Raw genomic sequence first — 19,336 nt, 5'->3', positions numbered from 1 at the left:
TTATGCGTCGATCTGTTCCGGATCAAGGCGGTGCGCGGAGGACATGAGAAAGTCCTTGCGCGGGGCCACGTCAGAGCCCATGAGGAGCTCAAAGACGCAGTCAGCGGAGCCGGCCTCTTCCATCATGATCCGGCGCAGGGTGCGATGGCGCGGGTCCATGGTGGTCTCTGCCAGCTGATCCGCGTCCATCTCTCCCAGGCCCTTGTAGCGCTGGATGGGCTCCTTATAGTGCAAGCCCTGCTCCTCCAGCGCGGCCAGGACGCGGTGCAGCTCCGCCTCGGAGTAGGTGTAGACCATCTCATTGGCCTTGCCACGGCGCACCACCTCCACCCGGTGCAACGGCGGCACGGCCGCATAAACGCGCCCGTCCTCCACCATGGGGCGCATGTACCGGAAAAACAGGGTGAGCAGCAGCGTGCGAATGTGGGCGCCGTCCACGTCCGCGTCCGTCATGAGCACCACCTTCTGATAGCGCGCGCTGGCCAGGTCAAAGCTGCGCCCGGAGCCGGCGCCGATCACCTGGATGATGGCCGCGCACTCCGCGTTGGAGAGCATGTCGGAGACGGAGGCCTTTTGGACGTTCAGGATCTTGCCGCGGATGGGCAGCAGGGCCTGGAACTCCGAGGAGCGGGCCAGGCGGGCCGTGCCAAGGGCAGAGTCGCCCTCCACGATGAACAGCTCCGACTTGGCGACGTCCTTGGTGCGGCAATCCGCCAGCTTGGCTGGCAGGGTGCTTGACTCAAGGGCGGTCTTGCGACGCTGCGTCTCCTTGTGTTTGCGCGCGGAGATGCGCGTCTTCATCTCGCTGACAACCTTCTCGAGAATGAGGGCGGCCTGCGCCTTCTCCGTCCGAGCGGTCGAGTTGAGCTTGGCGGCAATCTCCGTTGCCACCACCTTGGACACGATGGCGCGCACGGCCGGGGTGCCAAGAATCTCCTTGGTCTGGCCCTCAAACTGCGGCTCAGCCAGGCGCACCGTCAGCACGGCGGTCATGCCCGCCATGATGTCGTCCTTCTCAGGCTTGTCCTCGCCCGCCTTCAGCTTGCGCGCATTGACGCGGATGGCATCCCTGACACTCTTGAGCAGCCCAGCCTCAAAGCCGGACTGGTGGGTGCCGCCCTTGGGCGTGGCGATGATGTTGACGAACGTGCGCATGGTGGTGTCGTAGCCGGTCCCCCAGCGCAGGGCAAGGTCCACCTCACACGTGCGTTCCACCTCGGTCACGCGCGAGTGTCCGCGGGAGTCAAGCACAGGCACCGTCTCGTGGAAGGTCCCTGTGCCGTGCATCCGCCACACATCGGAGACCTTGCTGTCCGGGGCCAAGAACTCCACAAACTCGGAGATGCCGCCGTCGTACTGCAGCACCTCTTCGCTCTCACCCAGCCGCTCGCCGTCGGGCCCCACCAAACGGCGGGCATCGCGCAAAGTAATGCGCAACCCGGGGACCAGGAAGGCCGTCTGACGGCCGCGGCGCAGCAGCGCCTCCAGGTCAAAGCTGGCGTCCGGAGTGAAGATCTGCCGATCCGCCCAGTAGCGGATGCGCGTGCCCGTGACGCCGCGCTTGGCCTTGCCCACCACGTCCAGCTCATGGGCCTCGGTGAAGGGAGCGAAGGGTGCGTCCGGGCTGGGCCGGCCAGTGTCCGTAAAACGCCCCGGCTCGCCGTGACGGAACTGCATGCGGTAGGTCTTGCCGCCGCGGTCAACCTCCACGTCCAACCTGGCGGAGAGAGCGTTCACCACGGAGGCGCCCACGCCGTGCAGGCCACCGGAGGCGGAGTAGGAGCCACCGCCAAACTTGCCGCCCGCGTGCAGCTTGGTGAAGACGACCTCCACGCCGGAGAGCCCCGTCTTTGGCTCGATATCCACGGGGATGCCGCGGCCGTCATCTTGCACCTCGACGGACCCGTCCGCGTGCAACACCACAGTGATGTGCGCTCCAAAGCCGCCAAGTGCCTCGTCAACGGAGTTGTCGATGATCTCCCAGACGCAGTGCATGAGGCCCCGGGAATCGGTGGAACCGATGTACATGCCGGGGCGCTTGCGCACCGCTTCCAAGCCCTCAAGAACAGAGAGATGGCGGGCGTCGTAATCCGACCGGGTGGCCACGCGTGCAGCCCCTTCCCGCCCCGGCATCGGGGCGCACTTAGCTCATGGCAGTGAAGATGTGTTGATCAAGGCTCAACAGAACAACGGTAGTCGCACCGTCTGACGCTTTGCCCCAGGCGCGCTGTGATGTGGGCCCGCTTCGCCCCGCTCGCCGGCCCCGGCGTACGCCCCCAGTGAAATACTCCCGCGCCCGGGCAGGAAAGTGCAGACCACATGGTTATATGTTCCGTAATCACCGACACGAGGAGGCCGGAATGAACGCCACCGCAACCCGCCAACTGAGCACTGTGGATCGCTGCGACCGCTGTGGAGCACAGGCGTATGTACGCGCCACTCTCGCGTCCAACGGCGGCCAGCTGCTGTTCTGCGCACATCACGCCCGCGACGTGGAGGCCAAGTTGCGCCCCATGGCTTCGGAGTGGCTGGATGAGTCTGACGCACTGAACGCCAAGCCGTCCTTTGACGACGAGGACTAGTCAGCGCCTCACCGAGACACAAGAAACGCCGGCACTCACAGGGTGTCGGCTTTTTTGTTGCCCCTTTATGGTGGGCACCAGGTTGTTGCCAGGCCTCGTGGTCCGCTCAGCCCTCGCCAAAGCCGAGTTCAAGCAGGATGACGTCGCCCAACTGGATCCCCTCAGCCGTGCGCTCCTTGCCCCGCAGAGGCACCAGGTAGCCGCCGTCCCGGGGAAACAGGCTGGTGGTCCAGACACTGGCACCCACCCGGACGCGCACCGGCACCACTCCCCACCCATAGCTGAGCTCGCGCGCAATCCGGCGCACCTCCTCCGTCAGCTCTTGCGGAACGGCGGCAAAGACGTACGGGGACGGTCCGCGCCACTCGATAACGGGGGCGCTGAAGCTCAGCAACATGGCCCCAGCCTATGTCGGCTCAGCAGGCGTGGGCCCAGTGGAAGCGGGCCCAGTGGAAGCGGGCCCATGCAGGAACGGCGCGGACACCGAGTGGTGTCCGCGCCGTTTCAGTCCACAACTACCCGGATCAGTCCAGGTAGTCCCGCAGCACCTGCGAGCGCGAGGGGTGGCGCAGCTTGGACATGGTCTTGGACTCTATCTGGCGGATGCGCTCGCGGGTGACCCCGTAGACCTTGCCGATTTCGTCTAAAGTCTTGGGCTGACCATCGGTCAGGCCAAAGCGCATCGCAACCACGCCGGCCTCGCGCTCGGAGAGCGTGTCAAGGACGGAGTGCAACTGCTCCTGCAGCAGGGTGAAGGACACGGCATCCGAGGGCACAATGGCCTCGGAGTCCTCGATCAGGTCGCCAAACTCCGAATCGCCATCCTCGCCCAGGGGCGTGTGAAGCGAGATGGGCTCGCGGCCGTACTTCTGGACCTCAACGACCTTTTCAGGGGTCATGTCCAGTTCCTTGGCGAGCTCCTCCGGGGTGGGCTCGCGACCCAGGTCCTGGAGCATCTGGCGCTGCACGCGGGCCAGCTTGTTGATGACCTCCACCATGTGCACCGGGATGCGGATGGTGCGGGCCTGATCAGCCATGGCGCGGGTGATGGCCTGGCGGATCCACCAGGTCGCGTACGTGGAGAACTTGAAGCCCTTGGTGTAGTCAAACTTCTCTACGGCGCGGATGAGCCCAAGGTTGCCCTCCTGAATCAGGTCAAGGAAGAGCATGCCGCGGCCGGTGTAACGCTTGGCCAGGGACACCACGAGGCGCAGGTTGGCCTCGAGCAGGTGGTTCTTGGCGATCTTGCCGTCGTGGATGATCTGCTCGTAGTCCCAGAGCAGGCGACGATCCAGCGTCACGCCTTCCAGCGCGGCCTCCTGGATCTTGTGATTGGCGAACAGGCCGGCCTCGATGCGCAGCGCGAGGTCCACCTCCTGCTCGGCGTTGAGCAGGGCGACCTTGCCGATCTGCTTCAGGTAATCCTTGACGGGGTCCGCGGTGGCGCCGGCAACGGTGACCTGCTGCTGCGGTGCGTCGTCCTCATCGTTGGAGGTCAGAACAAAGCCCTTGGACTCCTCTTCCTCCTTGGGCTCTGCGGCCGCCTCGGTGTTCTCCGTGGCGGGCGTGACCTCTTCCGCGGATTCTGCCTTGGCGGGAGACTCGGCAACGGCGGGAGACGTGGCGGCTGCCGCCTTGGAGGCCGTGGCCTTGGCGGCGGTAGCTGTCTTTGCGGCAGCTGGCTTGCGAGCGGCAGGCTTCTTGGCAGCCGGCTTGCGAGCGGCGGGTTTGCGAGCGGCCGTTTCCGGCTTCGCAGCCGAGGTGGCCTCCTCGGTAGTGTCCTGAGTGGCCTCAGCCGGCTTCTTCGTGGGCACGAGTTCCCTTTCTGACGAGTGCGCGTGGTGTCTCATCTGGCGTAACACCACTGTGACCCTGTCAAGTCCGCTTCCCGCCAAAAGGCGAGAATCGGGGCAGGGTCGCTATCAATAACGACCACCCCACCCACTTTGTTCCCTCGCCACTTCACGCGGCAAAGACCCAAGGAGGGCTGCGGACCCGAAAGGGTCTTGACCTCCATTGTGACACGTCTTTGCTCCGCCGCTCACACCCCACGCCCCTGGCGGCCCCCACCGGCACTCCCGCCAGGGCCCCAGCCGGGGCTCCCTCCTGCACTCCCCCGACCCGGCCACGGACACCGTCACGGCAGGGGCCGGTACCCCCTGCGCAGCCACCGCGGCACCGTGCCGGTATCAACAAAGCTCAGCAGGAGCGTGGCGAAGGGATGCCCCGGCGTCAGGGCCAGCGCCCGTTCCAACCCGGCGGCAGCCATGGAACCGCGCCCCATGGCCCAGTCCATCCAGGAGAGCAGGCACAGCATGTGTGCCGCGCAGTCCGGCGGGGACTGCTCCACCATCTCCTCCAGGACCACGCGCAGCGCCGTTCCAGCCGCGGTGCGCGGCGGGGCATCAAATTCTCCCAGCAGCACCCGGGTCCCCATCTCCGTGTCCGTGAGTAGGCGCCCCTTCTGCTCATCCCACCAGTCATCGCGCCACGGCCCCTGGGTCGCGGCTATCTCCGGCGTAGCGGGGCGGGGCCCCACCAGCGCGCCAACAAACATGGAGTCACGCACGGTGGGGCTGTTCAGCCCAAGCACGGCCACCGCCAGCGGCTCAAGGAGCGCTTCCCACGGGATCTCCGCGCCCGCCTCCAGGGCCTCGCTGACCTCCCCGAGCACGTGATCCCAGGCCACCAGCCCCCAGGTATCGCTCATACTCGCGGGTGTGTCCTGCGGCAATTGCTCCCGCGCCTGCTCCAGGGAGCGACGCCAGTCGCGCCCGCGTGCGCCCTCCCACGCCGGCACCAGCGGGTGGGCGGGTGGCTGATCCCCTGGCGTGCTGCCCTCGCTCCAACACTCCAGTTGCGCCGGGGAGGCCCACACCTCCTCCAGCGGGTGCTCCACCCACCGCCCTGGCGGCACGGCCTCGTCCCAGCCGTCCGGGTGCATCACCCAGCCGCGGGCCACGTTCTCCACGCACACGGTCACCACCATCAGCAGATCCCGTGCCTCCTGCCGCGGCCCGTAGAGACCCACCAGTACGTGGTCCGCGTCGCAAGCCACGTCCTCTACCCACTCGCAGAGGCGGCCGGGTGGGGTCTCCTCCCGCCAGTCCTGACGGGCCGTGGCAAACCAGCGTCCGTCCGCATCCACGAGCACCAGCACCAGGCTGTTCTGGGGATGAAATCCCATTCTGTGCGGCACCATCGCGACCACATCGGCCAGGCTGGAGAGGGTGTCATCTTTGGTTTCAGGTATCTGTTCCATGCGCAGAGCCTGCCGAGAAGTCGGCCTGCATGGGCGGTGCCCGACGCCGATCGGTGACGACACGCCGAAGCGGAGGCTCTGCGGCCCAAATGTGAGGGACGGGGCGCGTCCCCCCCACTCAGCCTCGGTGCAGCCGCCGCACCACCGAGCGGTACAGCGGCGGCACGGGTCCCCGCAGCCTGCGCGTGCGCCGCCGCTCAATGAAGAAGCCGATCAGGCCCACGGCGTAAAACACGAAGAGCACCAGGAACGCCAGGCGGAAGCCATCTAGTGAATACAGCTCACGCCCGCCTCCGGAGGCGTGCTGGGCCAGGTCAAGCACCACGCCAACGGACCAGATCGCGATCAATGCACCGGAAAAGGCGCCCACATTGGCCAGGCCGGTGGCGGTTCCGATCAAACGGGGCGGGTTCTCCGTGCGGGCAAAGTCAAAGGCCACCATGGACGTGGGCCCGCCGGCCGCCACCACCAGCGCGAGCACCACCAGGAGCCACAGCGGCGCCCGGCCAGGCCAGAGCAGCACCACGGACCAGGTGAGCATCGCGGCAAACACCACCAGTAGCACCAGATTGCTGCGGCGCAGGGGGAAGCGCGCCACCGCGGTCCCAACGACGGGGCCAAAGACGATCGCCACCACCACAAAGAGGGCCATGATGGTGGACGCCATGGCCGGCTCCACCCCTTGGGCGGAGACCAGGAACGGGTAGCCCCAGGAGAGCAGGAAGACGTTGAGCCCAAAGGCACTGATCCAGTGAGTCCAGAAGGCTAGGCGGGTACCGGGAACGGCCCAGGCTTGCTTGATCAGGCTGCCGAGGGATTCATTCTCCGCTGCCGGCGCGGGGACGCCGGAGGGCCGGTCGCGCACGGCGGGGGCGGCCAGGGTGAAGGCCAGCACGGAGAGGCCAGCCAGGGACAGGAATGCGCTGGTCCAGCCGGAGAGATGCAGCAGCGCCGCGAAGGGAACCAGGGACACGATCTGTCCCACCTGGCCCACCATGCCGGTCAGCTGCGCCATGATCGGGTTCCTGCGCGGCGGGAACCACGCGGGCAGCAGGCGCATCACGGACACGAAGGTCATGGCGTCCCCCGCCCCGACCAACACGCGGCCAAGGAAACCAAGAGCGGTGACGTCGGAGAAGGCCAGCACCAACTGGCCAGCCCCCATCAGTGCTGCCCCGCCGGCAATCATCTTGCGGGACCCAAAGCGATCCACCAACGCGCCCACGGGAATCTGCATGCCCGCGTACACGAGCAGTTGCACCACCGAGAAGGTCGCGAGGATGGAGGCGCTGGCGTCGTAGCGCTCGGTGGCCTCCAGCCCGGCGATGCCAAAGCTGGTGCGCTGCGTGACGGAGACCAGATACGCCAGGACCGCCGCGCCCCACACCAGCCACGCCCGGGAGTGCGGCGTGGCCGGAGCGCTCACTTCTCCTGGTCCTTGGGCTGCTGCCCTTCCGCCTCATCCACGCTGCGAAGGTAACGCTCCGCGGCGGCACCCAACTCATCGCCGTCGGGCACTTGTTCACCCTCCGCGACCAGCGTGGAGCGCTGGGCCAACTGCGGCGCGTCCACGTCGTAGCGCAGCTCCAAGCCAGCCACCAACCGCTCGGCGTCCGGATTGTCCTCAATCTGGGCCGCGATGTGCGCGTCCACCTCGCGGCCCGCCTGGCGCAGTTCCTCGGTGGGGACGGCCAGGCCAGCATCCGCGGCGATGGCCTCCAAACCGGCGACGGCGGCGGGCGGGTACTCGGAGTCCGCAATGTAATGGGGCACCTGGATGGTCATCCCACTCACGTCGCGGCCGGCCTCGGTGAGGCGGGTCTCGACGAGGTGGGAGAAAGAGGCGGGGATCTCGAACGGGCCGATGCTCTCGCCGGAATCGTCGCCGTGGCGGCGAATACTGATGGGCCGGGTGTGCGGTACCGGAAGCGGCACAGAGTGCACCACCGAGATGGAGCCAGCCCCCACGTCGTCCAGCAATTCACCAAAGGCGGCGGCAATGCGCTCCCAGCCAAGCACCGGCTCAGCGCCAGAGAACAGCAACGCCTGGTTACCCAGGTCATCCGTCAGAACGTCGACGGCAAGGCGGGGTGCGGTGTAACTGGAGAAGGAGCCGTCGTGGAAGGTGATCCTGGGGCGGGTGGCGCGGTGATCCACCAGCAGGTCCGCGTCAAACTCTGCCAGGGGGGTAGAGGCCAGCCCGTCGATGAGGGAACTACGCATGGCGGCCACGGCTCCTCCGGCATCAAACACGCCATCCAGCAGGGTCACCACGGGCAGGCCCTTTCCGGCCACCCGGCGGCGAGCACCGGCGTACACGTCCATCAGCTCCTCGGCCCGCACTGAGCACACTCCATTCTTCTGGCTAGCTGGCGGCGATCCCGGCACGGCAGCCAAGACACACCCAACACCATCTCAACACTGTAGCCGCGCGCATTGTTCCCTGGCGCTCCCATGTGTCCACAGCCACCCGCACGCTTTCAGACCGGCCCTCCGGCCATACGAGGATCCGCCCGGGATCCGGCGACGCGCCGCCGCGGCTGGGTGGCCCGCGCCATACCGGGATAGTCTGGGATGAGGGGTGCCTTCCGTTCTTGAAGCACGGCCACCTGCCCGTCGCGGGGCGCCCATCTCGGAAGGATGATGTTGGTGTACTCCACTGACGAAGTGACCCTGTCCGTCGTGGCCCGGGGCCAGCGCCGCTTGGGCGCCGACCTGGCCATCGTTGCCGCCGCCAGCGGCGAGAGCGGGCCCAGCCTGCTTGGCGAGGCGTTCGACGCCGCGCGCTCGGCTGAGTTGGCCGCCCTTTTGCCGAAGTTGGGCTTCAAGGGCAAGGCCGGCCAGACGCTGCGCGTCCCGGCCGGCGCCGATGACGCCGCGGAGACCCTCCTTTTTGTTGGCGTGGGTGAGGTAAAAACCGACGTCACCCCGGAGCAACTGCGCCGCGCCGCCGGCGTCGGCGCTCGCGCCGCAACCGGCATTGACAAGGCGGTGTTCCTCTTCCCGGCCGAGTCCGATGAGGCCTTCAGCGCCGTGGCAGAGGGCGCCTCGCTTGGCGCCGACGCTTTCACCGCCCAGAAGTCCTCGGTCTCTGAGGACGCAGCGCCGCTGCGCGAGGCGGTCATCGCCACGGATCTGCGTGCAGGCAAGGAGCTCAAGGCCCGCCTGGAGCACGCTGCGGTCGTGGCCCGCCACACCAAGGGCGCGCGCCACCTGGTGGACACCCCTGCCAACGTGCTCTTCCCGCAGAGCTTCACCGAGTACGCCCAGAAGTCCGCCAAGGGCTTGGACGTCAAGGTGACCGTCTGGGATGAGAAGAAGCTGGACTCGGAGGGCATGGGGGGCATCCTCGGCGTGGGCCGCGGCTCCGCCCGCCCGCCGCGCCTGGTCAAGGTGGATTACTCCCCCTCCCGGGCCAAGGCTCACCTGGCGCTCGTGGGCAAGGGCATCACCTTTGATACCGGTGGCATCTCGCTCAAGCAGCCGGCCGGCATGGAAGAGATGAAGTCTGACATGGCTGGCGCGGCCACCGTGCTGCACGCGGCGCTTGCTGCCGCGGAGCTCAAGCTGCCGGTGCGCGTCACCGCGTGGCTGTGCCTGGCTGAGAACATGCCCGGATCCAACGCCACCCGCCCCGGCGATGTGCTCACCATGCACAACGGCAAGACCGTTGAGGTCACCAACACTGACGCCGAGGGACGCCTTGTCATGGCCGATGGCCTCTCCAAGGCCTCCGAGGACGCGCCGGATCTGTTGCTGGACGTCGCCACGCTCACCGGAGCGCAGATGGTGGCGTTGGGTGAGCGGGTCGCTGGCGTGATGGGCGACGACGCTGCGACCGGCGCTGTGCTCGAGGCCGCGACTCTGACGGGCGAGCAGTTTTGGGCCATGCCGCTGCCGGAGAACCTCCGAGCGGACCTGGATTCCGAGACGGCTGATCTTCGCAACTCCGGCAACCGCAACGGCGGCATGCTCAAGGCGGGCGTCTTCCTGCGCGAGTTTGTTGGCGCCGAGGGCGTCGAGGGACCCACCTGGGGCCACGTGGACGTGGCAGGCCCGGCCTTTAACACCGGTTCGCCGTGGGGCTTTACACCCAAGGAGGGCACCGGCTTCGGTGTGCGCACCTTGGTCGGCGTCGCGGAGGCATTGCCCTCCAGCAAATAGTGGTCGGTCCACGCTGGTGGCGTGAGTACGCTCACGCCACCGCGTGACCTACCCTTCGCTAGTGGCAAGCCGCCGCTTGAAGCGACTACGATCACGTCTGATAGTCGCTTGACATCCGGGACCGCACTCCTGGGTGAGTACCAACCAGACGTCCGTCGGGTCCCTTGGCTGAGGGGTCCGAGCCAAGCACCTTCGACAGTAGGGAGCGTTCAGTGGCTGACACGGCTGCAACGCATGAATTTGATGTCCTCGTCCTCGGCGGCGGCAGCGCAGGCTATTCCGCCGCGATCCGCGCCACCGAGCTGGGCATGACCGTTGGCCTCGTGGAGCGCGCCAAGCTGGGTGGCACGTGCCTTCACACGGGCTGCATCCCCACCAAGGCGTACCTGCACTCCGCCGAGCTCGCGGATGATGCTCGCACCAGCGCCAAGTACGGCGTGAACGTGACGCTTGAGTCCATTGACCTGGCCAAGGTTCGCGATCACAAGAACTCGATCGTCGCCGGCAAGTTCAAGGGCCTCACCGGCCTGTTGAAGATGAAGAAGGTCAACGTCATCGAGGGTGACGGCGTCCTGTCCGGCCCCAACACCATCACGGTGGGTGGCCAGGCCTACACCGGCAAGAACATCGTGCTGGCCACCGGCTCCACCTCCAAGACCATGGGCCTGGATATCTCCGGCCGCGTGATCACCTCCACCGAGGCCCTGGAGATGTCAGAGCTGCCCAAGTCCGCCATCGTTCTTGGCGGCGGCGTCATTGGCGTCGAGTTCGCTTCCATGTGGAACTCCCTTGGCGTTGAGGTCACCATCGTTGAGGGCCTGCCCTCCCTGGTGCCCAACGAGGATCCCGCGATCATCAAGGTGCTGGAGCGCGAGTTCAAGAAGAAGGGCATCAAGTTCAAGACCGGCGTCTTCTTCGAGAAGGTTGACCAGGACGCCGATCAGGCGACCGTCTCCCTGGCAGATGGAACGTCAGTTTCTGCTGACATTGTGCTGGTGGCAGTGGGCCGTGGCCCCGTCACCGAGGGCTTTGGTTTCGCCGAGCAGGGCGTCACCCTTGACCGCGGCTTTGTCATCACCAACGAGCGCCTGCACACCGGCGTCGGCAACATCTACGCGATCGGTGACATTGTCCCCGGCGTGCAGTTGGCGCACCGCGGCTACCAGCAGGGCATCTTTGTTGCCGAGGAGATCGCCGGCATGAACCCGGTGATCGTCGAGGACGTCAACATCCCCAAGGTGACGTTCTGCGAGCCGGAGATCATGTCCGTTGGCTACTCCCAGCCCAAGGCTGAGGAGAAGTTCGGCAAGGACAACATCGAGACGGTGGAGTACAACCTGGCCGGCAACGGCAAGTCCTCCATCCTCGGCACCTCCGGCATCGTCAAGCTGATCCGCGTCAAGAACGGCCCCATCGTCGGTGTGACCGGCATCGGCGGTCGCTTTGGCGAGCAGGTCGGCGAGGCCCAGCTGATCGTGAACTGGGAGGCCTTCCCCGAGGATGTCGCCACCCTGATCCACGCACACCCCACGCAGAACGAGTCGCTGGGCGAGGCCGCACTGGCCCTGGCCGGCAAGCCGCTGCACGGCTGATGTATCGGTGGGGTGGGGCCACACAGGCCCCACCCCACCGCCAGTAGCACCCACGAACCACACACGCATCGCACAAGGCCCTCAACCGGTTACTCCGGCGGGGCAGACAGAGGAGAACGGGGACAATATGTCTGAAACCGTCAATCTTCCGGCCCTCGGTGAGTCCGTCACCGAAGGCACCGTCACCCGTTGGCTGAAGCAGGTCGGCGAGCACGTTGAGGTCGACGAGCCGTTGGTGGAGGTTTCCACCGACAAGGTCGACACGGAAATCCCGTCGCCGGTTGCCGGCGTCATCGAGGAAATCCTCGTGGCCGAGGACGAGACCGCAGAGGTCGGCGCCCCGCTGGTGCGCATCGGTTCCGGAGACGGCTCCGCCGCCCCGGCCGAGGCCCCCGCCGAGGAAGCCCCTGCCGCTGAGGAAGCTCCCGCTGCCGAAGAGGCTCCCGCCGCCGCCAGCGAGGCCCCGGCCCAGGAAGCCGCTGAGGAGGCCCCCGCCAAGGAGGAGGCACCCGCAGCCGGCAACGGCGAGGGCACCGAGGTGAAGCTCCCCGAACTGGGCGAGTCCGTCACCGAGGGCACCGTCACCCGCTGGCTCAAGGAGGTGGGTGAGCAGGTAGAGGTGGATGAGCCTTTGCTGGAGGTCTCCACCGACAAGGTTGATACCGAGATTCCGTCCCCCGTGGCCGGCACCCTGGTAGAGATCCGTGCCAACGAGGACGACACCGTGGAGGTCGGCGCTGTGCTGGCCATCATCGGTTCCGGCGCCAGCGCCGCCGCCCCCGCTGCCGAGCCCGCCGCACCCGCTCCCTCAGAGGCTCCGGCTGCTTCGGCATCCTCCGCCGCTCCGGCGAAGTCGGAGGCCCCGGCGAAGTCCGAGGCCCCGGCTGCTGCGCCGGCCGCCGCGCCCGCCCCTGCAGAGTCGGCGAAGGCTGCTGCTCCGGCGCAGGCCGCTGCTCCGGCACAGGCTGCCGCACCGGCCGCTGCCGCCGAGTCCACCAGCTACGTGACGCCGCTGGTGCGCAAGCTCGCCAACGATCACGGCATCGATCTGGCCTCGGTCTCCGGTACCGGCGTTGGCGGTCGGATTCGCAAGCAGGACGTGCAGGCGGCCATTGACGCCAAGCCCGCCGCCTCTGCTGCTCCGGCTGCGGACTCCGCTGCCCCCGCCGCAGCACCCAAGGCTCCTGCCGCTCCGTCGGCCGAGGCCGCCAAGCTGCGTGGGACCACCGTGAAGGCCCCCCGCATCCGCCAGGTCATCGCCCGGCGCATGCGCGAGTCCCTCGAGGTCTCCACCCAGCTCACGCAGGTGCAGGAGGTGGACATGACCCGCATCGTGAAGCTGCGCAAGGCGGCCAAGTCCTCCTTCGCCGCCAACAACGGCGTGAACCTGACCTACCTGCCGTTCATCGCCCAGGCGGTGACTGAGGGCCTCAAGCAGTTCCCGGCCTTCAACGCCTCCTACGATGAGACCAAGCAGGAGATCACCTACCACGACGCCGAGCACCTCGGCTTTGCGGTGGATACCGACAAGGGCCTCCTGGTTCCCGTCGTCGCTGACGCCGGCAACCTGAACCTGGCCGGCATGTCCAAGAAGATCGCGGACGTGGCGGATCGCGCCCGCACCAACAAGATCGGTCCGGAGGAGCTCTCGGGTTCCACGTTCTCCATCACCAACATCGGCTCCGTGGGTGCGCTCTTTGACACCCCGATCATCAACCAGCCGAACGTCGGGATCTTGGGCACGGGCATCATCCAGAAGCGCCCGGTCGTGGTGACCGACGCCGATGGCGACGATGTCATTGCCATCCGTCACATGATGTACCTGTCGCTGACGTACGACCACCGCCTGGTGGACGGCGCCAATGCAGGCCGCTTCCTGCAGTCGGTGAAGGCTCGCCTCGAGGCTGCCGACTTCGCCTCGGAGCTTGGTCTGTAGTTTTCGTCAGGAGTTTTCCTCACCTGAGGGCCGTCACGGGAAACCGTGGCGGCCCTCAGGCGATTCGGGAGCCAGATCGTGTTGTCGACAGAGTGTCGGATAAACGCCTAAGATAGCCTCATGGACTTCCTGCAAACCCTCCTTGTTGCCCTGCACATCCTCGGTGCGGCGGCCATTTTTGGCGGCTGGCTCGCCACCTTCAAGACCCCCACCGTCACGGTCTGGCAGTTCGCCGGCGCCATTGTTCAGGTCGTGACCGGCCTGGCCCTCGTGGGTCTGGCTGAGGCCGGACCTGACCCCGTGAACCACATCAAGATCGCCGTCAAGACGGTCTTTGCCGTCATCGTTCTGGTCGCGGCCATCATCGGCTACCGCAAGGTCAGGAAAGATGAGCCCGTCTCCAAGGGCCTGGCCCACGCGGTCGGCGGCATGGCCTTCATCAACATTCTGGTGGCCACCCTCTGGCACTAGAAAGCCCCGGACGCTGGGGCCACCGGCTCCTACGCTGGCTTGATGGCCTGGATGCGCCACCCCTCCCCGGTGAGCACCAGCGTGAAGTGCAGCGTTGACTGGGCTCGAGCGTCGCCCTGGCCTGCGCCGGTGGCCCGGCGTTCCACGGCGACACTCGTGGCGAGAGCCCGGACGGTCACGGTGGGGCGCGAGCCGCCGGTGGAGGCCAATACCTTAGCTTTCTCCACCCGGCTCTCGAGCCGCTCGTAGCGCACGCCGCGACGCTGCAGCTCCTTCAGGAGCGCCTCATCCGCAGCCCGAGCCTTGGCCGAGCTGTAAACCCGCTTCAGCGCCGCGGGGTCACCCTGCTTGATTGCGGCCGTGCGGACGCGGTCCAGCGCCGTCAGGGCAGAGGTCGCTTCGGAAGCCCGCTGGCTCGCTTGCGGCGCCGCTGGCGACGATGCCTGGGTTGTCGGCGCCTGGGGTGACTGGGGTGGTGTGCCGCCCCGAGACACAGCGCCCGACGGCGTGGGGCCGGCCCCGACGGGCACCGCCTCAGTGGCGGCCCGCTGCGCGGACGGCCACCCTGGCCCATCCACACCGACCCAGAGCGCCCCAGCCCCCAGCACCACTGCTGCGGCTACCAGCAACCAGCTCCACGGGGCGGGCCGCCGCCCCACGGATCGACGGTTCGCCGCACGGCTGTCTCGTCGCACAAAGTCAGTCACACGCTGGTCCGCGCCCAGCCATCTGCGCAGGCCACCCGCGGGGTTGCGTGGCCCGCTGCCCCGGCTCGGTGGCGCGCTGTCACGGCTTCGTAACCCCTGCCTGAGTGCCAGGGCGGCCTCGCGGCGTCGTCCACGACGGATCACCCATCCCCGCGGCGTGAGGCGGCCAAAGGCCCCAGCCGTCGGCAGGTGTGGCGAGTGGCGGCTCCCCGCGCCGCGAGTGATCAGGTGTGCCGCGCCCTCTGCCTGCGCGGCGGCCGTGGCGTCAAGGGGCGCGGCGTCTTGCGCGGCCAGCAGTTCCGGCGCCAGATCGGCGGCGGCGGGCCGCATGAGCGGATCGGGATCCAGGCAGTCCTCGATCAGGTCCGCCGTCCCGGCCGAGACCCCGTCACATTGCAGGGAAAGTGGCACACGATACTCGCCCTCCCCCGGGGCCTCGCCCGTCATCACAAACCATGCCAGGGCGCCCCACCCGTAGACATCCGCCGCGGCGCTGTGCTCCGTTTCCGGGGCGCTGTAGCCCGCTGCCCCTGCCCCGCTCGGAGCCTCCCCGAGCGCCCTGGCGAGGCCAGGGTCCACCAGGACGGGTGCGCCGTCCGCCCTAAAGAGCACGTTGCCCGGGTGGACGTCCCCGTGGGTGGCGCCCCACGAATGCAGGTGTCCCAGGGCGCGGGCTACGGGGACCAGCAGCGTCACGGCCTCACCCATCGGCAGCCGCCCCCTGGCCGCGACCAGCCCGGCGGCGGACCCGCCAGGCAGGTGCTCCAACAAGAGCCCGCGCCTGCGCCGCTCCACGTCCTTGATCCACACCAGGTGCGGGTGATCCCACGCCTCTGGCACCTCCCCCCAGGTCGCCTCCGGATCCAACGCGGAGCGCCGGACCAGCCGTTGACCATCCGCGTGAATCAGGTGTGCCGTGGCCTCACCGCCCAGGCCCAAGAGCTCGTCGAAACCTGGCTCCGCTCCGGGCCCTGGCCCGGCCGCGCGTTGCGCCGTGGTTGCATCATCCACCTGGCCCAGTTGCACCGGCTCGGAGAGCCCCTCTTCCGGGCCTCCACGCCACCCCCGCCCCGTGTTGGCGGGGCGTGCGGGACCCTCGCCCTCGGCGTCGGACGCTTTGGCATGCCTTCCGGCGCCCGCGCGCCGCCCCTCGCGTTCACTCTCCATGACGAGAGTGTGCCTAATAAATCGGAATCGTGTTTTGGCTTATCCACAGGGATCCACGCGCCTGGAGCCTCTTTCGCGGATTCTGGGGCTTTCCTCGAGGCGTAGCGTCCCTCACATGTCGCTGACTGTCACTCATCTCGGCTTTTCTCCGGAGCTGGTGGACTACCGCACGGCATGGGAGCTGCAACGTACGCTTCACGCGCGCGTCACCCAGGATCGCTCCCAGGCCCGCCTCCTGCTGCTGGAACACACCCCGACCTACACGGCGGGACGGCGCACCACCGACGCGGACCGCCCCACTGACGGCACCCCGGTGGTGGACGTTGACCGCGGTGGGCTCATCACCTGGCATGGCCCCGGGCAACTGGTGGCCTACCCCATTGCCCGCCTCGCGGACCCCATGGCCATCAAGGATTACGTCTTCCGCTTGGAAGAGGCCATCCTCGACACGCTGGAGCACTTCGGCGTGAGTGCCACCCGCGTGGAGGGGCGCGCCGGTGTCTGGGTCATCACCCCCGGCGAGCAGGATCGCAAGATCGCCGCCATCGGCATCCACGTGGAGCACGGCGTCACCATGCATGGCCTGGCCCTGAACGTCTCCAACAGCCTGGAGCCCTACCGCGTCATTGTCCCGTGCGGCATCAGCGACGCTGGTGTCACCACCTTGACAGCGCAGACCGGCCAGGACCTCACCCCCCAGATCGTGGCCCCCGTCCTGGAGGCCGCCCTTCTGCGCCACCTGACACCCGCACTTTCTACTTCTCACACCACGGCCCCCCACCCCGAAGGAGCCATCGCGCGATGACCAGCACCTTGCCCAACCCCAGCACGGCGTCCACCGCATCAGAGACCCCCGCCGCACCGGCGCCCACCGGCGGCGGCTGCGGCACCTCCGTTGCCAATCCGCTCACGCCGGTCCCGGAGGGCCGCCGTCTCTTGCGCGTGGAAGCACGCAACTCCGCCGTTCCCGTGGAGCGCAAGCCGGAGTGGATCCGAGCCGAGGTCAAGATTGGTCCCGAATACGTGGGCCTCAAGGGTCTGGTCAAGGACAAGGGCCTGCACACCGTGTGTGAGGAGGCCGGTTGCCCCAACATCTTTGAGTGCTGGGAGGACAAGGAAGCCACCTTCCTGATTGGCGGCTCGCAGTGCACCAGGCGCTGCGACTTCTGCCAGATCGACACGGGCAAGCCCACCACCCTTGACCGCCTTGAGCCGGAGAAGGTGGCCCGCAGCATCGAGCAGATGGGCCTGCGCTACGCGACCGTCACCGGCGTGGCCAGGGACGATCTGGAGGATCAGGGCACCTGGCTGTACGCGGAGACCGTCCGCCGCATTCACGCACTCAACCCAGGCACCGGCGTCGAGCTGTTGATCCCTGACTTCAACGGCGAGCCGGACGCGCTGGACGTCATCTGCGACTCGGATCCAGAGGTCTACGCGCACAACGTGGAGACCGTCCCGCGCATCTTCAAGCGCATCCGGCCCGCCTTCCGCTACGAGCGCTCGCTGTACACCATTACGCATGGGCGCAACCGCGGACTCATCACCAAGTCCAACCTGATTCTTGGCATGGGAGAGACCCGCGAGGAGATCTCGGAGGCGCTGCGGGACCTGCACGAGGCGGGCACAGACATCATCACGCTGACCCAGTACCTGCGCCCCACCCAGCGTCACCTCCCGGTGGATCGCTGGGTGCGCCCGGAGGAGTTTGTGGAGCTGTCCCAGGAGGCGGAGGAACTGGGCTTCCTCGGCGTCATGGCCGGCCCGCTGGTGCGTTCCTCCTACCGCGCCGGACGCCTGTGGGCGCGCGCCATGCGCTCGCACGGTCGGGAGATCCCGGAGCAGTTGGCACACATCCAGGATTCCGGCAGCACACGCCAGGAAGCCGCCACCTTGATGGCGCGCTAAGGGCTCCGCGATCAAGTAGACTTGGTTCGCTATGGCCAACAAACTTGACGACACCGCAAAGGCAGAGATCGCGCGTCTGCGCGCTCAAGAAAAAGCCGAAAAACAGGCGGTAAAAGACGCGAAAAAGTCCGGCAAGAAGGACAAGGGTCCCGGCCGGATGGGGCAGATTAAGCAAGTCTTTGACATGACTCGGAAGGCCGAGCCGGCCGTTCCGTGGGTCATGTTGGCCATGTTCTTGGGCCTGGGACTGATCGGCTTTGCCGCTGGCTGGTTCCTGGGTAACCCCATCACCTTCGCCATTCTTGGTCTGGTCATTGGCCTGTTCCTTGCCCTGCTGTACATGAATCGCCGCGCCGAGCGCGCAGCGTTTGCTCAGATCGCCGGACGCCCCGGTGCCGTGGGCGCAGCCCTGAGCACCATGGGCCGCGGCTGGATCGTGAAGGAAGAGCCCGTCGCGATCTCCCCGCGTACCCAGGACCTGGTCTTCCTGGCCATTGGCCGCCCCGGAGTCGTCCTGGTCGCAGAGGGCCCCACCTCACGCGTTCGCCCCCTCGTGGAGGGCGCCAAGCGTGACATCCAGCGCGCCGTCAAGAACGTCCCCGTGACGGTCATCAACGCCGGCGAGCATGAGGGCCAGGTGGAACTGCACCGCGTGCGCAAGGAAGCCAAGGCGTTGAAGAAGGCCATCTCCCGCCAGGAGATCACGGCTGTCGATCAGCGTCTGAACACTCTTCGCATGTCCGCTCCCCCCATCCCCAAGGGCATTGACCCCAACCGGATGCGCCCCAACCGTAAGGCCATGCGCGGGCGCTGAGCACCCGCCGTCGGGCACTCATGCCCGCCCCATCAAGGCCACACAAAGGGCCGCCGCTTCCAAGGAAGCGGCGGCCCTTGGTGTTGTTGTGCTTGCGGTTGTCTTGCTTGCCCGACGGCGTGTTGCCCGGTTGAGGGGGCGGGGCCGGTTTAGCGGATCATCACCAGGATGGTGCCGCGCAGGCGGTCGTGCAGGCCGCGCTGGTCCGGATCCTGCAGGAACGGCGGGATGATCAGGGCCACGAGCAAGGCGCGGACCAGGGCGTCCAGGTAGTTGACGGGCTTGCCGGTCATCTTTTGCACCTGCATACCCATGATGCGGTGGCCAATGGAGTAGCCGAAGAAGCCCACCATCAGGATCTGCAGGACCACAAAGAACGCCAGGTTGCCCCACGAATCCCCACGGAAGAAGATCCAGGCCAGGCCCATGGCGATAGCCCAGTCGATCAGCAGCGCCACGATCCTCACGCCCCAGCGGGCAACCGAGGCGGGGCCACGTTGGGGCCTGCCAAGGCGCTCGCCCGGAAAGTTGTACTGGCTCTGTTGCGGCGGCCCGGAAATCCAGGAGCCAATGTCGGAGCGTGTGATGCGCTCGGGGTCCTTCTCGCTCATGTTTCCAGTCTAGGCGTCCGGGGCATACTGCCCGCTTCCGCGCGAAACATGCCAGTGTTACAAGGAAGAAACATTCGAGACACCCTCGCGACACCGCAACTTCGTAGAATGGGTCATGCACG

General features: G+C 67.3%; 16 protein-coding genes. 8 read left to right on the top strand and 8 right to left on the bottom strand.

Annotated features, from left to right (window positions below):
* Window positions 1-2,106, bottom strand: a complete 2,106-nt coding sequence (locus DWQ67_RS02370; protein WP_121483961.1) for a DNA gyrase/topoisomerase IV subunit B — start codon at window positions 2,104-2,106, stop codon at window positions 1-3.
* A gap of 254 nt (window positions 2,107-2,360) precedes the next feature.
* Between DWQ67_RS02370 and DWQ67_RS02365 the strand changes: the two genes are divergently transcribed.
* Entirely contained in the window at window positions 2,361-2,582 is a 222-nt protein-coding gene (locus DWQ67_RS02365; RefSeq protein ID WP_121483960.1) for a DUF7455 domain-containing protein, read from the top strand.
* Between the two features lie 106 nt (window positions 2,583-2,688).
* On the opposite strand, the gene DWQ67_RS02360 is transcribed toward DWQ67_RS02365, so the two are convergent.
* The 5 genes from DWQ67_RS02360 to DWQ67_RS02340 form a co-directional block, all read right to left on the bottom strand.
* Entirely contained in the window at window positions 2,689-2,979 is a 291-nt protein-coding gene (locus tag DWQ67_RS02360; protein ID WP_121483959.1) for a DUF1905 domain-containing protein, read from the bottom strand.
* A 127-nt stretch (window positions 2,980-3,106) separates the two neighbouring features.
* Window positions 3,107-4,432 (bottom strand): RNA polymerase sigma factor, encoded by a 1,326-nt coding sequence (locus DWQ67_RS02355; protein ID WP_121483958.1) that lies wholly within the window; start codon window positions 4,430-4,432, stop codon window positions 3,107-3,109.
* Between the two features lie 287 nt (window positions 4,433-4,719).
* Window positions 4,720-5,844, bottom strand: coding sequence for a DUF4192 family protein (locus DWQ67_RS02350; RefSeq protein ID WP_121483957.1), 1,125 nt, complete (start codon window positions 5,842-5,844; stop codon window positions 4,720-4,722).
* A gap of 118 nt (window positions 5,845-5,962) precedes the next feature.
* Window positions 5,963-7,270: an MFS transporter gene (locus tag DWQ67_RS02345; protein WP_121483956.1), complete on the bottom strand. Its 1,308-nt coding sequence runs from the start codon at window positions 7,268-7,270 to the stop codon at window positions 5,963-5,965.
* Window positions 7,267-8,169: a PAC2 family protein gene (locus DWQ67_RS02340; RefSeq protein ID WP_158595332.1), complete on the bottom strand. Its 903-nt coding sequence runs from the start codon at window positions 8,167-8,169 to the stop codon at window positions 7,267-7,269. Before DWQ67_RS02340 ends, DWQ67_RS02345 begins: the two co-directional genes overlap by 4 nt.
* 324 nt (window positions 8,170-8,493) lie before the next feature.
* On the opposite strand from DWQ67_RS02340, the gene DWQ67_RS02335 reads away from it, so the two are divergent.
* The 4 genes from DWQ67_RS02335 (at window position 8,494) to DWQ67_RS02320 (ending at window position 14,007) form a co-directional block, all read left to right on the top strand.
* Window positions 8,494-10,008: a leucyl aminopeptidase gene (locus DWQ67_RS02335; RefSeq protein WP_121484240.1), complete on the top strand. Its 1,515-nt coding sequence runs from the start codon at window positions 8,494-8,496 to the stop codon at window positions 10,006-10,008.
* 212 nt (window positions 10,009-10,220) lie between these two features.
* Complete coding sequence (lpdA, locus tag DWQ67_RS02330) at window positions 10,221-11,600, top strand: dihydrolipoyl dehydrogenase (RefSeq protein ID WP_121483954.1); 1,380 nt, start codon at window positions 10,221-10,223, stop codon at window positions 11,598-11,600.
* Window positions 11,601-11,727: 127 nt separating this feature from the next.
* Window positions 11,728-13,536, top strand: coding sequence for a 2-oxoglutarate dehydrogenase, E2 component, dihydrolipoamide succinyltransferase (sucB, locus tag DWQ67_RS02325; protein ID WP_121483953.1), 1,809 nt, complete (start codon window positions 11,728-11,730; stop codon window positions 13,534-13,536).
* A 120-nt stretch (window positions 13,537-13,656) separates the two neighbouring features.
* Complete coding sequence (locus DWQ67_RS02320; protein ID WP_121483952.1) at window positions 13,657-14,007, top strand: hypothetical protein; 351 nt, start codon at window positions 13,657-13,659, stop codon at window positions 14,005-14,007.
* Between the two features lie 29 nt (window positions 14,008-14,036).
* On the opposite strand, the gene DWQ67_RS02315 is transcribed toward DWQ67_RS02320, so the two are convergent.
* The gene (locus DWQ67_RS02315) at window positions 14,037-15,881 is read right to left on the bottom strand and encodes a serine/threonine protein kinase (RefSeq protein WP_121483951.1); all 1,845 of its coding nucleotides are present in this window, start codon (window positions 15,879-15,881) and stop codon (window positions 14,037-14,039) included.
* A gap of 115 nt (window positions 15,882-15,996) precedes the next feature.
* Between DWQ67_RS02315 and lipB the strand changes: the two genes are divergently transcribed.
* From lipB to DWQ67_RS02300, 3 genes are read left to right on the top strand one after another with little or no spacing between them, the layout of a single operon-like run.
* Window positions 15,997-16,686, top strand: a complete 690-nt coding sequence (gene lipB / locus DWQ67_RS02310) for a lipoyl(octanoyl) transferase LipB (RefSeq protein ID WP_121483950.1) — start codon at window positions 15,997-15,999, stop codon at window positions 16,684-16,686.
* Window positions 16,683-17,789, top strand: a complete 1,107-nt coding sequence (gene lipA, locus DWQ67_RS02305; protein ID WP_121483949.1) for a lipoyl synthase — start codon at window positions 16,683-16,685, stop codon at window positions 17,787-17,789. Before lipB ends, lipA begins: the two co-directional genes overlap by 4 nt.
* 31 nt (window positions 17,790-17,820) lie before the next feature.
* Complete coding sequence (locus tag DWQ67_RS02300) at window positions 17,821-18,603, top strand: DUF4191 domain-containing protein (protein WP_121483948.1); 783 nt, start codon at window positions 17,821-17,823, stop codon at window positions 18,601-18,603.
* 149 nt (window positions 18,604-18,752) lie between these two features.
* Here the strand turns inward: DWQ67_RS02300 and DWQ67_RS02295 are convergent, their stop codons facing one another.
* Entirely contained in the window at window positions 18,753-19,214 is a 462-nt protein-coding gene (locus DWQ67_RS02295) for an RDD family protein (protein ID WP_121483947.1), read from the bottom strand.
* Window positions 19,215-19,336: the final 122 nt, after the last annotated feature.

The sequence above is a fragment of the Galactobacter caseinivorans genome (genome assembly GCF_003640665.1).
GTDB classification, from domain to species: domain Bacteria; phylum Actinomycetota; class Actinomycetes; order Actinomycetales; family Micrococcaceae; genus Galactobacter; species Galactobacter caseinivorans.
The sequence above is the reverse complement of the archived record's forward strand: the minus strand, read 5'-3'. Positions and strand labels throughout refer to the sequence as shown.